This is a genomic window from Pedobacter sp. GW822-FHT03F06 (assembly GCF_058801365.1).
Genome location: NZ_JBXANE010000006.1, coordinates 138,720 through 153,439 on the forward strand (window position 1 = coordinate 138,720; position 14,720 = coordinate 153,439).

Consider the following 14,720-nt stretch of genomic DNA (forward strand, 5'->3'; position numbering starts at 1 on the left):
AATAAAAAATTGGCTTCACAATGACTATCCCCCTTAAAAGAAGATCGTATCATGCCTAACTCATTTGTTTTTTTCTAAAACTAACCTCCACAGTATGCTATTAGATATTCAAGATACAATCCATTGGGTTAGTTTTTGATCGTGATTTTTATTTGCCTCCTGAAGACACAAGTCTTAAGCGTTGCATGGGCTAGAGTGAAAAGGCTAGCACTAGAATAGTTAGGATTAGCAATACTAGTTCATTCAACCCATTAATTAACTGCTATTCTGATTCCATCGTTTGGTTATCAAGCTTTAAATAATCTAATTCTTTGTAATCTTTGATATCTAGTTTGCAATAACGGCATCTTAATTCGGCGACTTTGGATCCGACAACTATTTCTTTATTTTCGAAAGGATTAAATTCCTTTATGAATTTTGAGTAAACTACAGCAGTATTGCTGCAGGCAGGGCATTCTATTGGAGATTTTCCTGGTGATGTTAATATTTCTTCAGTTATTTTATCTGCCATTTCTTTAAAACCAGTTGTAAGTTGTAGCATGTGCCATCTTTCTCTGTGTGCAACATATTTTAGTTCTAGTTTTTGACCCATATCTTCACTGTATTTTGATGAAAGTTCAGATAACTTAATTTGATAGCCATCAAAATATTTACCACGAGATATATTTAGCTCAAAACAATAATTTGAAATCAATTGATAATAATCTCTCTTCAAAAGTTTTATGAGTTTATCTATCTCTAGTAGATTTAGGTCATTATGGGCTATTATATCACGTGCATTTGCAATTGTAAATAAAAGGTTTTTATTGTTAAATGTCGTTTCTGAAACAGCTTGCGCTCGTAGCAAAGAGTTTTTAAAGGTAATTACATCTGTATTTGTATTTTTATTTAGCTCTGTGTGTCCATCAGTATTATTGATCAATTTACCCTTATAGAGTGCTTGAAGTGAATTATTAAAAGTTGGATCCATTAGGACATATACAGGGTTCACATTGTATAAAATACCTTTTAAAACTCTTTCTATTCCTAAAGCGAGATTAAATATGGCTTGTATGGCTTGTGGTTTTTCGATTGAGTCGGAAATTAATCTAGAACTCTCTCTAATAAAGAATCCTGCATCTCTTAAGTATATATTCATAGTTATACAATCGTTTCTATTGTTGATGTTTTAAGCTTCAGAAAGTAACCTATAAAACGCTTCAAGGCTTTTAGTGAAAAATTTATTCCCATTCTAGCGTGAGTCTTACCGCGTAGGATAGTGGAGTTGGTTGACTTGTGCTTTCTAAAATTTGGATAGATAATTTTTCCTAAAAGGTTATTTTAAAGCACAAATCAGTCCTTTGCACAAGTCTCGGGCGCTAGGATGTTTATTCTTCAGTCCTTTATTCTTTTCCCATAAGACAAGGTGTAAACCAGCAAAAGATGAATACCTACATTATGTAACTTGCACCTATCTTTTATTCCGGCATATCATTAATTATTGATTTAGTTAATTCCTCCATTTCAATCCAATGAATAGTTAAATCAATTAACGATTTCAAATCTTGGAGATCTTTTCCTTCCCATTTTCGAACATAATGTGTTTCATCATTACCTAACCAAACAGCACGTTGAGCAACTTTTTTTATTCGTTCATCTGCAACATAATCTTTTATGCAGGGTGCTAACAGCTTACTTTTTATTAAATCCTCTTTTGTTGGATTCAAAGAAATAGCATAATCCTTTATTAAAAATTCTAATGCTTTTCTATATCCTACACCACAAATTTCTAGTAAATTATATTGTTCTGCTTGAAATGCTTGGTTATATATTAGATTGAAGTTGGGAGAAAGGTTTGTTATTATAGAAGTAAATTCACGTTCATTTATATTACCGATTGAAGTGTTTCCGTTCCATGCATATGAGTTGGTTCTGTAATTGTAGTAACCTATGAAGCTCCTGTTGCAGGTTATGTCCGGACAGTTGAAGAAAACATCTATTGTTCCTCCACTTCGTTTATGCCCTGATATAGGGTTCGGTATAATCATCTGATGGCAATATGGACATTTATTAGGAAGGTTACTTAAAGAGTATGAGCTACCGCCAAAATTTGTGCTTGTCATTCTACGAGAGTTTAGTTTTAAGTTACCAATATACTAAATTATCCAATTTTACCTTATGTTTATTCAACTAGGTTTCTGGCTCAGTTGAAAAGCAACAGACTTTTAATTTGTGAGTCGCATATAACGCGAGTCTTAGCGGGCGGGGTAGTGTTGTTGGTTGACTTGTGCTTTCTAGAATTCGGACAGATAGATATTTAACAAAGTACCTCCTATCCTTAGTGTTCAGCGCAGCGTCACTACGAGTAATACATAAGATAAGTTACGAATACGAATTACGCTTCTAAAACCCAAAGAACAGATCGGTATCTGGTTTTGTGCAATATTTGCTATGCATGCATTATAAATCTATTATCTTTGCAGCTTTTATCAATTATTAGTATTCGTTAACATATACATGGGCAAAAACAGCATCGGCTCTAGCATTTCGTATTTCTTTTTAGGCGAGTACTTTTCCGATGCCTTGCGCACCACCATTACCGTAGTATTGCCCATTATTTTATTCTTTTACCTGGGCAATCCGGAGGCGGCCAAGGGAATAGGGGTTGGTGCTTTGTTAATCAGTTTGACCGATTTGCCCGATAACCGACTGAACAAACTGAAAACAGCGTTATCGAGTATAATCGTCTTTTTTGCCACTACGCTGGTGGTTTCATCGGTTTTAGATCATGTTTACCTCACTGCGATTGTAGTGGTTATCGCGGCTTTCAGCTTTTCGATGTTTGCCGTATATGGACAGAAACTATCACTGATCGGCACCATGGCGCTGATTGTATGTACCTTTGTGATGGGGCTTCACCCTGAACGATCGCTGTATTTTAGCAGTTATATCTTGCTTGGTGGGGTTTGGTATTATGTGATCAGTTTAATTCAGATTTTAATCCGCCCTTACCGCTCGCTTCACCATGCCATTTTCGAATGCCTGATGAGCAGTGCGGTATTTTTGAATGCCAAAGCGAAGAATTACGATGTGGATGTTCCGCTTGATTTGCAACAAAAGGAGGCCATAAAACTGCACATTAAGGTGAACCAGAAGCACGAGTTGATCCGCAATCTGTTGCTTACCGATAAGTACGCTATGAACCCCGATAACCCCAAAGGTCAGCTGCTGTTGGAAAGGGCGCGGTTACTGATCGATTTGTATGAACAGTTGAATGCCGTACATTACGATTATGCTCTGGTTCGAAAAACTTTGGCAACTGGCCCGAGCCTGAAACTGATTGCCAGCTTAATTGAATTGCTGGCCAAAGAGCTGGAACAACTGGGCAGGCACGTTCGGTCGGCAAAGGCTTATAAAGGAGAAGTGGCCACCAATATCGAATATTACCAGAAACGCGTCATGCTGTTGCAGGAGATGGAAAATTTAAGCGAAAGCCAGCGTAAAATTGTGCTGAAGGTGGTTTCGAACATGAACGATATTGTACGCATTATCGAAATGATTAGGGGCAACGAGCGCAGGCCTGAGAAACACTTACAAGAATTAAGCGGATCGATTTCATATCCCTTGTTTGTTACCGGCGATCGCTTTTCGATTAAGGAGCACCTGACTTTAAAGTCGCCAATTTTTAGGTTTTCGCTGCGTTTGGCCATCTGTTTTCTGTTTGGTTTCCTGCTCATTTGGCAATTAGAACCGAGTAAATACAGTTACTGGCTTTTTCTCACCCTGGTTATTGTGGCAAGGCCTAAGTTTTCGATTACCTGGAAACGCAACTTACAGCGTTTAAAGGGGAGTATGGGGGGCGTTGTAATCGGGTTGATCATCATCTATTTTGTAAAGAGCCCGGCGGTGCTGCTTTCGTTCTCAGTAATTTTTCTATTGGGTTTTTATGCCTTTAACCGCCTAAATTATACCGTAAGTGTATTGTTTATTACCCCTGCTGTAATTTTAACGCTGGGCAGTTACCAGGGCCATTTCGATCATATTGTACACGACAGGATTATATTTACGGTGCTGGGCTGTGTAATCGCTATTTTTGCCACTTATCTTTTTCCCATCTGGGACAGCCGCCAGTTGAAAGCGAAAATAAGCAAAGCCACAAAAGATAGTTTGCACTATTTGGAGGTGGCGATAGAAAGGAAGGAGAACCTGGATGAGAATATTTCGCGCATGGCCAGGAAAAATGCTAACCTGAGTTTATCTTCATTAAGCGAAGCGATTGAGTCGGCCAGCCAGGAGCCGATGCGGAAACACATCGATTTTAATGGTTTGTATGGCATACAGTCGACCATTTACCAGATCAATGCAATTATTACTTCTATATACCTTTCACTTAACCATAAACCCGAACAGGCCGACCCATTGTTGCTTAGCCAGATTGTAAGCAACCTCAGTACCGGAGAGGTGCTAAAAAATGATGCTGTGCCTCATGTTAATATAATAGATGTTGATCATGATGACCATTCTACCAGGCAAAAACTGGCGCATATTGCAGCTTTATCGTTCGATTTCAGGAAGTTTAGTGCTGCATTTAGGGGTTAATTTAATTGTTTGTCAGTCTGAGCGGAGTCGAAGACCCCTTGTCTGTCCGTAGAGTTCCGAAGGGCTCTACGGATTAATAATAGAAAAGAGTCTGTGACTCGTTCAATTGAGTTTATAAACTCAATTTTATTCTTGTATCCTTAGAGACGCTACGCTTAACTCTAAGGACAGAGTAGTGGGGCTAAAATTAAATTGTTTGTCAGTCTGAGCGTAGTCGAAGACCTTCAAGGTTTATTTTAAGCGTAACGAATTGGAAAAGATCCTTCGACTCCGCTCAGGATGACAAATCATGGAAGCAACTCAAGGCAATTATAACGCTATCATCAATCGTCGCCCTGACTGAAACAGAGAGATCTTTGAACTAACGCTGCGTAGATTCGCAATATCAGCGGGAAACCCTTATGCTTATTCGCTACCGCAGATTTAAGATGATCGGCGCAGAAAATCAAGTTATCAATTTTCAAGCGATACATTAGCTGTTGAGCTATATGCCTTAAATGGTTAAAGAAAAGATGATATTGTACTAATTATCACGGATTATTCGTTAATAGTCCTAAAGAAACTCAGCGTGGAGAAGCTTATAGTTTATCATTTAAACTGATTAGGTCTTGTAGTGAAGCAATTCTTTAAAATTAAATAAATTGATTATTAACGTGTTACTATTCTTTTAGTTAATAAATGTTAATTATTTAGAATAATTCTAAATAAAGATTTATATTTGTTCATCATTATATGTTTGGTTAGTTGATGATAACAAGACCTGTTTGCCTGCATTACTCAATGCAGGCGAATCAGGCACTACGCTACAGAAAACTTCAATTCATTTTTTTACACACGTACCGTAATAAATTTGATTGAATTGATTGTAAAAAACAGGATATTGGTATATTGTGTGCCTTTAAACATCCTTATCCGCATGAAAAGATCATTTTTAAGCTTTCTTTTGATTTCTTTTTTAACTGTAACTGCTTTTGCCCAAAAGAAACCTAATTTTTGGGATGATGTGCAAACCATTAAAAAGTACGATCAAATGTATAAACCACCGGTTCATCCCGTGTTGTTTGTAGGAAGTTCATCCATCAGGAAGTGGGACGACTGTACACAGATTTTTGCTAAATACAATGCTTTAAACCGCGGTATTGGTGGTGCTGTAATAAACGATATTACCTATTATTTAAATGATGTTGTTTTTCCTTACCAGCCAAAACAGATTGTACTGTATGTGGGGGAGAACGATTTACCAAACGAAACGGTTACACCAGATACTGTTTTAAACCGTACCATCCGTTTGTACCAGGCCATTAGGGCAAAGTTACCAACGGTGCCTATTGTTTATATTTCTATTAAACCAAGCCCGAGCAGGGATAAATTTAAAGAAAAGGCAGTAGCTTCTAACGCATTGATCGCGAAATTTTTAGCCGGAGAGGCCAATACAAAATTCGTTAATATATATCCGCTGATGCTAACCAAAGACGGACAACTTAGGCAAGAACTTTTTGTGGATGATATGTTGCACATGAATGCTGCGGGTTATGCCATCTGGCGAAAAGCAGTTGAGCGACACTTATTGAAGTAATTTCGCGCTCAGTTCGTCATTCCTGCGCAGGCAGGAACCACGGAGTGCTCAGCGAAGCTAATCTTAATACAATGGCATACCACTCTTATTAAGCGCCTTTGCACATCTTTGATATTAGTTGCAACCTTAAACCATAGCCCCGATTGAACGGTAAGCCCGGAGCGAGGCAGGAGTGAGGACTTGTAGTGAAAGCGGGACTGGAACACACCGAAGCACTACAGGAACTGCGCTTCAAAAAATAAGCATCATTGTTTTACCACCTTAGTCAGCTGAGGGCACCTCAGGATTTGGGTTTATATTTTTATTATGCTGCCCCCAATAAACTAGCCCCGATTGAACGGTAAGCCCGGAGCGAGGTACGAGTGAGGACTTGTAGTGAAAGCGGGACTGGAACACACCGAAGCACTACAGGAACTTCGCTTCAAAAAATAAACATCATTGTTTACCACCTTAGTCACCTTAGCGCACCTAAACATTTGGCTTTATGCTTTTCATTACCCCCTAAGAAATGGGCGACCTGGTTTAACAACAGCGCATAGTTGTATGTAATGTTAACCGGAATTAAAATTATATATTTATTATTGCGTGCTAATCATCCCCTAACCATATGTACAAACTTCTGCTTGCTGTTACTTTTCTTCTGATGGGCTATTATGCATCAGCACAGGATCTTTTGGGCATTCCGCAGATTGTAAATTACAATAACGAGCAGTATAACGCGGGTATGCAGAACTGGGATGTTAAACAGGATAAAAACGGGATTCTTTATTTTGGGAACAATGAGGGGCTGCTTACTTTTAACGGCCGGTATTGGAACCTGTTCCGCTTACCTAATTATACCTCTGTACGCTCCATCGGGATCGACTCTAAAAACCGGATTTATGTAGGAGGACAGGATGAATTTGGTTTTTATTACCCCAATGAGAAAGGCGTTTTAAAATATACTTCGCTTTTAGGTTTGCTGCCCGAAAACCTGCGTAAACTTGCTGATATATGGGACATTTCGATTATTCATGATGAAGTTTTTTTCAGGTCGAACAATGCCATCCTGCATTATAAGGATGGGGTGATTAAAAACTATAAACCCAGTAAGGCCTGGTTATTTATGGGCACAGCCAATAACAAAGTGTTTGCCCAATCGGAAGAATCGGTTTTAATGGTTTACGAGCAGGAAATTTGGAAACCTTTTTGTACTGATCCGGTTTTCAAGAAATCGTCTGTTACCGCTATTTTGCCTTATAATGGCGATACTTTGATGGTTTCTACCTTAAAGGGTGGTTTTTTTCTATTGATTAACCATCAGCTTAAACCCTTAAAAACCAATCTTGATCATGTGTTTTTTAACGACCGGATTTATTTCGCCGACAGGATCAATCAAAATCTATATGCAGTAGGTACTACCTCTGGCGGGGTATATATTATGAATAAAGGTGGAGAACTGATTCAGAAATACAATTACAGGGAAGGACTGCAGAACAACAATGTAAGGGGGATTCTGCAGGACAGGGATAAAAACATGTGGCTGGCTTTAGACGATGGGATTGCTTATGTGGCCATAAATAGTGCCATTAAAAGTATTTTCCCCGACCGTAATAAACAGATTACGAGTTATGCCTTCAGAAAATTTGACGAATCGGTTTACATCGGTACATCGAACGGTTTATATAGAACAAAAGTTAATCCCGCTGCCAAAGATTTAAGTTATGCTACTGCGAATTTTGAAGAGGTAAAAAATACCAAAGGACAGGTTTGGGGGCTTGATGAGATTAATAACCAGCTGTTGTTAGCACACGAGGAGGGTACACTTTTGGTGCAGAACAATGTAGCTAAGCCGCTTTACAATTTACCAGGTACCTGGTTGTACCAGAGCTTAGATCGGGTTTACCCAAGCAGCGAAGTTATTGCAGGCACTTACTGGGGTTTACAACGTTTAACCTATAAGGATGGGCTGTTTAACAATGGCGGAAGAGTTGACGGTATAAATGAGCCGCTGCGCTTTATCGTGGCAGATAATAACAACCCTGATCATATCTGGGCATCGCACCCCTACCATGGGGTATATAAAATAGAATTACAGCCCGATCATAAACGTGTGTTGCGTACTACCATGTACACCGACCGTGATGGATTACCTTCTAAATTGTACAATTACGTGTTCCACATTAAAAATAGGGTGGTAATTGCAACTGTTGATGGCGTTTATGAATATGATAACGCGAAGAAAAAATTTGTCCGCCTAAAATTACTGGCCAATGCCATAAAGGGTATTTCGGTGCAGTATATGAAGGAGGATAACGACGGTAACATTTGGTTTGTAAGCAATAAAAAGGTAGGGGTAATCGATTTTAGCCGGCCATCGGGATCGAATCCTTTTAGTATTTTTTATCTGCCCGAGTTAGATGGGAAAGTAGTAGGCGGCTTCGAATCTATTTACCCCTTGGATAGTAAGAACATATTTATTGGGGCCAATAAGGGAGCCTATCATATTAACTATGAAAAATACATCGAAAACATAACCAAACCAATTGTAGTGCTGGGACAGATTAAACTGCTTGGTAAAAAAGATAGTTTGGTTTTTGGAGGCTATTTTACAACCAAGGGTATAATTTCTGCCAAACAGGATCAGAACGAGATACCAGAATACACCAATCATTTAAATTCAATGCATTTCGAATATTCCTCTACATTGTTCGAGCATGATAAAAATATTAAATTCAGTTATCAGCTGGTTGGTTTCGATAAGGAGTGGTCGGCATGGAATACGAAAAGCGAAAAGGACTATACCAATTTACCTGCCGGCAAATATACTTTCAATATTAAAGCAAGAACAGATATAGGTAATGAATCGGAAGTGATAGGCTATACTTTTGTGGTACTGCCCGCCTGGTACAATACCATATGGATGAGGATTTTTTACCTGATTTTGATTGTGCTGTTAATTAGGTTGATTATTAGATGGCAGAAGCGAAAACACATTAAAGAGCAGGAGCGGATGAGTTACCTGCATCAGCTGGAACTGGATCGTAACGAAAAGGAAATTGTTAGGCTGCAGAACGAGAAGTTAGAAGCCGATGTAAATTATAAGAATAAAGAGCTTTCTACCATGACCATGCACCTGGTGCAACGCGGTAAGGTATTGGCCAAAATTAAAGAAGTGATATCGGCTGTAATTAAAAACCACGATATTAATGAGAGTTCGCCAAGTTTCAGGCACCTCATCAGGCTGATCAGAGATGTGGAAAAGAAGGATCAGGAGCTGGATCATATGAGCGTTCACTTTAATCATGTAAACACCGAATTTTTTAATAAACTCAAAGACCTTTATCCTGATTTAAGTCAGAACGATTTAAAATTTTGTGCCTACTTATCGATGAACCTGTCGTCAAAAGAAATGGCGCAGTTGATGAATGTAACCATTAAAGCCATCGAAGTGGGCCGATATCGCTTAAGAAAAAAGCTTCAGCTTAAACCCGAGACTAATCTATATGAGTTTCTGATCGGCATCGCCCGCCAAAAAACGCCTTAAAACAATGTTTTCGTTACAAATAAGAACGTTTTTAGTTAAAACGGTTTAAGTATCTGATATTCAGTTTAATTGCGTTTGCCTTGTAGGGCTTATGTAGGCCTCAAAATCTTCTTTTTGGGTTAATAGAGTGCTGCTGTATGGTTTGTGTAGTAGCGCTAAATTGTGCTAATGCATTGCACCTCTCTAGATTTGATTTATGAAACGGGCGACCAAAAGCCCAGGTCATTAAATAACCAAATATTAACTTAAAACTAATTTCTATGAGAGGAAGATTTACATTCGTATTCTTCATTTACTGTATCATGGCATTGCCGCTGGCCTTATTGGCACAAGACATTCCCGTTACAGGAAAAGTAACAGAACAAAATGGTGCCCCTTTACCTGGCGTAACAGTTAAGCTTGATGGAACGACCAAAGCTGCATCTACTGATGCCAATGGTGTTTTTAGTATTCAGGCGCCTGTTGGCGGTAAATTAACCATCAGCTTAATTGGTATGGCAACGCAAACGGTAACGGTTCCGGCAGGCGGCCGTATTAATGTTTCGCTTACTGCCGATTCGAAAGATTTAACGGAAGTGGTTGTAGTGGGTTATGGTACACAGAAAAAAAGTGTAGTAACAGGAGCCATTTCAAGCGTTAAGGCTTCCGACCTCGAAAATCAGCCAGTTGTCCGTATTGAGCAATCTTTACAAGGTAGAACCTCGGGGTTAACTATTGCGGCTACTTCTGGTCAGCCAGGTTCAAGCTCTACCGTGCGTTTAAGAGGTTTTACTTCTTTTGGCAACAGCAAGAACGATCCGCTTTGGGTAATCGATGGAGTGGTGATTGATGCAGGTGGCATTGGTTATTTAAATCAAGACGATATCGAATCAATTGAGGTACTTAAAGATGGTGCTTCTGCCGCAATTTATGGAACACGTGCTGCTGCGGGTGTTATTTTGGTAACCACTAAAAAAGGTAAGGCAGGAACGCTGAACATTAATTATAGTGGCTATTATGGTACTCAGGCACCAGCTAAAAAATTAGACTTGTTGGATGCTACTCAATATGCAACCTTGCGTAACCAGGCACTTGTTAGTGCAGGCAAAGCCCCGGCATTTGCCAACCCTGCAGCATTAGGTGCAGGGACAGATTGGCAGGATTTGATTTTTAATGATAGTGCTCCAAAGCAAAGCCACGAATTTAGTGTATCTGGAGGAAGTGATAAAGCATCTTATTTTACCTCTTTTGGCTATACCGATATCAAAGGTATTGTAGCTACGCCTATTTCTAAATTTAACAGGGCTAATGTGCGTATCAATACCTCATTTAAACCTATTAAAGGCGTAACATTTGGCGAAAATTTAGGTTATAGCCATGGTGTAAACAGCGGTATTGGTGAAACCAACCGTGAGTTTGGTGGCGTACTAAGCTCGGCAATTAATTTAGATCCGATTACGCCTTCGATTATTACAGACCCTTCTTCACAATCGGCTTTTTTCCCTTCTGCTACGGGTAATCCGGTACAAAATGCCGCAGCAACAAGAAATAGCGATGGCCAGCTTTTTGGGATTTCGCCGTATGTATTACAGGAAATGAAGAATCCATTGGCTATGATCCAGAACAGATTAGGAAACTATGGTTACGACCATAATATTGTAGGTAACGTTTTTGCTGATTTGGAACCGATAAAAGGTTTACACATCCGTTCATCATTGGGTACCAAAATGGCCTTTTATGGAAGTAATTCATTCACCCCGATTGCGTATTACAACACCTCTACGCCGATTAACCAATCGTCGTTATCAAGAGAGAATACCTATGTAATTAACTGGAACCTGGAGAACACCATCTCCTACAACAAGGTGATAGATAAGCATAATTTCACTTTCTTGCTGGGCCATGGTGAGTATAAAGATGGCAACCAGCGCAGGGCAACTGTAGTGTACAACAATGTACCAGCAAAAACTTTCGATGAAGCATCTTTCAGGTATAATGCATTGCCTGCGGATAGAACAAACAGTAGTGGTGGCGATGGTACTGATCATAGAATCAATTCACTTTTTTCGAGGATCCAGTATAACTATGGTGAGAAATACCTGTTTTCTGCCTTGATCAGACGTGATGGATCTTCCAGGTTTGGAGGCAATAATAAATTTGGTTACTTCCCTTCAGGGTCAATAGGATGGGTACCTACTTTAGAAAACTTTTTCCCTAAAAATGATGTACTTACTTTCCTGAAAATCCGTGGTAGTTATGGTGTTACCGGAAATGATGGTATCGGCGATTTTCCTTATATCCCAATTGTAGGCGCCGGTGGAGATCGTAATTACGTATTTGGTTCTACAAATGAAACCGTTTATGTAGGGTATAGCCCTGGTGCTCCAGCCAATCCTGATTTGAAGTGGGAAGAAACCCGTCAGGCAGATATTGGTATCGATGCAACGTTGTTTCAGAATTTAACCTTAACGGTTGATATTTATGACAAGAAAACCACGGGTATTTTACAAAATCCACCAATCCCAGGATATGCGGGTTATGGTAGTTTTGCGCAAAACGTAGCAGACATTCAAAACAGGGGTTTAGAGATTGAGTTGGGATACAGAAAGAAAATCGGTCAATTAGATTTTGGTGTAAACGGAAACATTTCGTTTTATAAAAATAAAGTTACACAGTTACTTCCCGGAAACCTTTTCTTAGAAGATAACAGCGCAACTTTCCAGAATTTCGGAAACATTACCAGAACAGGTTTAAACTTACCTTACCAGCAATATTATGGCTACCAATCGTTGGGCATTTTCCAAAGTCAGGCCGAGGTAGACAGTTATTTAGGGGCCGATGGTGTAACCAAATTACAACCAAATGCAAAACCAGGCGATTTAAAATTTGCCAACTTAACTAATGATAACATCATCAATCCTGATGACCGTACCTATTTAGGCAATCCAAACCCAACCGTAAGTTATGGTATTACCATTAATTTAGGTTACAAAAACTTCGATTTTACCGCTTTTGGAAGTGGTTCAGGCGGCAATCAGATTTTCCAGGGCTTAAGAAGGTTAGATATTGCTACTGCAAATTACCAGAGCAAATATTTAGATGCATGGACCCCAAGCAATACCGGAGCCTCGCTTCCGCGCATTGTTGATGGCGACCCAAATGGTAACTACTCTAAATTTACTAACCTGTACCTGGAAAGTGGCAATTTTTTCAGATTAAGAACAATGCAACTAGGTTACTCATTGCCTAACAGCATCATTAATAAATGGGGCATGAAAAAACTCCGCGTTTATGTGCTTGCCGAAAATTTATTTACCATAACCAAATACACGGGTTACGATCCAGAATTAGGGGTAACTGCCGATTCTGGTGGTGGCGCACAATACGGTATCGACCGCGGTGCTTATCCACAGGCAAGGGCGTTTTTGTTTGGCTTAAATGTTGGATTTTAATATAATTTAAATCATGAAGAAAAAGAATTTTTTATACTTTACAGCAATTGTACTTTCTGTAACGTTGGGTTCGTGCAAAAAGGATTTGGAAGTAAATCCGCAAGACCGTATAACTCTAGATAATTATTATAAAACTCAAGCTGATGCCTTTACCGGATTGGTGGCTATATATGATCGGTTTGCTTACCAATCAGGTGGCTTGTACGATAAATCGGCGGTAATGAGTGTTGCAGGTGATGATCAGTTGGCAGGTGGTGGGGGGCCAAGTGATATTAACGATTTGCAGGTAATGCAAAATTATACGCTTAATGCCAGCACAGGCCCTCAGGGTTACCTTTGGAGCAGAGGATATAGTGGAATTTATAGAGTAAATGTACTGCTGCAAAAAATTGTAGACATCCCGATGGATGCGACATTAAAAGCAAGATACATTGCAGAAGCCAAAGCTATGCGTGCAGCGTTTTACTTCGATCTGGTTACTTTCTTTAAAAATGTACCGATTATAGAAGGCACTGTTGATCCAAAAGATTTATACAATGTTACCCAAGCCGCACCTGCTGCAGTATATGCATATGTAGAGAAAGATCTTGCTGATGCAATACCAGGATTGCCAAATACAGTTCCTGCTGCTACAGAAGGTGGCCGCCTAACAAAAGGAGCAGCACAGGCATTGTTGGGCAAGGTTTTATTGTATGAGAAAAAATGGCAGGCAGCTGCCGATCAGTTTGCTGTGGTAAACGGTACCGCACCTGGGGTTTCGCCTTCAGTTTATGGCTACAAGTTAATTCCTAATTTTGGCGATTTATGGAAACCAAGCAATAAATTCAATTCAGAATCCATTATAGAGTTTGTACACAGCAATAAATCTAATGGCAACTGGTCTGCTGCAGGTAATAGCGAAGGTAATTTACTGTCCATCACAACGGGTCCACGGGGATACAGTAAAACGGTTTCTACTGCTCCTGATTATTTTAGCGGCTATAGTTTCCTTGTATTTACAAAGGCCTTTTTTGATTTCATCCATTTCGATCCGAGAAATGCGGCCACGGTAGCCAATCTAGATAGTCTGCAAACCAATGGCATTGCCAAGTATACTGCCGGATACAATAACACAGGGTATTTCTTTGCTAAGTACATGGGCTTAACTACCCAGGCAGCCGCAAATACACCAGAGTTAAATTTCGGAATAGACGAATATGAAATCCGTTTGGCCGATACCTATCTAATGGAGGCTGAAGCTTTGATGAATGCTGGTGCAGCAGTTGGGGTAGGCTCAAGGGCTTATACTTTGCTCAATGCCGTTCGTGCAAGGGTAGGGCTTAATCCTGTTGCCGTAACACAGGCCAACATCGAAAAAGAAAGAAGATTGGAACTAGCAGGCGAAGGCCAGCGTTTTCCTGATCTTGTACGTTGGGGCAAAGCTGCTGCAACATTGGCTTCGAAAGGTTTCATTGCTGGTCGACACGAAGTATTCCCAATTCCGCAAGGCGAATTGAACAACACCAAAATCGAGCAGAATAAAGAGTGGGGTGGAACAAAATAGTTGCTCATCTATTATACACGCTTAATGTTTAATTGTTAACAGGGAGAAAGCGAAATCTTTCTTCCT

7 protein-coding genes are annotated in these 14,720 nt (G+C 39.6%); 5 read left to right on the forward strand and 2 right to left on the reverse strand.

What is annotated here, in order from left to right; genetic code table 11:
* Positions 1-262 precede the first annotated feature (262 nt).
* Together AC1RJ8_RS12105 and AC1RJ8_RS12110 are read right to left on the reverse strand one after the other, a co-directional pair.
* Positions 263-1,138: a hypothetical protein gene (locus AC1RJ8_RS12105; RefSeq protein ID WP_492954127.1), complete on the reverse strand. Its 876-nt coding sequence runs from the start codon at positions 1,136-1,138 to the stop codon at positions 263-265.
* A gap of 319 nt (positions 1,139-1,457) precedes the next feature.
* Positions 1,458-2,102: a hypothetical protein gene (locus AC1RJ8_RS12110; RefSeq protein ID WP_492954126.1), complete on the reverse strand. Its 645-nt coding sequence runs from the start codon at positions 2,100-2,102 to the stop codon at positions 1,458-1,460.
* A gap of 394 nt (positions 2,103-2,496) precedes the next feature.
* On the opposite strand from AC1RJ8_RS12110, the gene AC1RJ8_RS12115 reads away from it, so the two are divergent.
* The 5 genes from AC1RJ8_RS12115 to AC1RJ8_RS12135 all read left to right on the forward strand — a co-directional run bounded on the left by AC1RJ8_RS12115 (position 2,497) and on the right by AC1RJ8_RS12135 (position 14,654).
* Positions 2,497-4,578 (forward strand): FUSC family protein, encoded by a 2,082-nt coding sequence (locus AC1RJ8_RS12115; protein WP_492954125.1) that lies wholly within the window; start codon positions 2,497-2,499, stop codon positions 4,576-4,578.
* Positions 4,579-5,494: 916 nt separating this feature from the next.
* Entirely contained in the window at positions 5,495-6,154 is a 660-nt protein-coding gene (locus tag AC1RJ8_RS12120) for a GDSL-type esterase/lipase family protein (protein WP_492954124.1), read from the forward strand.
* A 607-nt stretch (positions 6,155-6,761) separates the two neighbouring features.
* Positions 6,762-9,680 carry a ligand-binding sensor domain-containing protein gene (locus tag AC1RJ8_RS12125; protein WP_492954123.1) on the forward strand — a complete coding sequence of 973 codons (2,919 nt, stop codon included), beginning with the start codon at positions 6,762-6,764 and terminating at the stop codon, positions 9,678-9,680.
* 260 nt (positions 9,681-9,940) lie between these two features.
* Positions 9,941-13,111 carry a SusC/RagA family TonB-linked outer membrane protein gene (locus AC1RJ8_RS12130; RefSeq protein ID WP_492954122.1) on the forward strand — a complete coding sequence of 1,057 codons (3,171 nt, stop codon included), beginning with the start codon at positions 9,941-9,943 and terminating at the stop codon, positions 13,109-13,111.
* 13 nt (positions 13,112-13,124) lie between these two features.
* Positions 13,125-14,654 (forward strand): RagB/SusD family nutrient uptake outer membrane protein, encoded by a 1,530-nt coding sequence (locus tag AC1RJ8_RS12135; RefSeq protein ID WP_492954121.1) that lies wholly within the window; start codon positions 13,125-13,127, stop codon positions 14,652-14,654.
* Positions 14,655-14,720 lie beyond the last annotated feature (66 nt).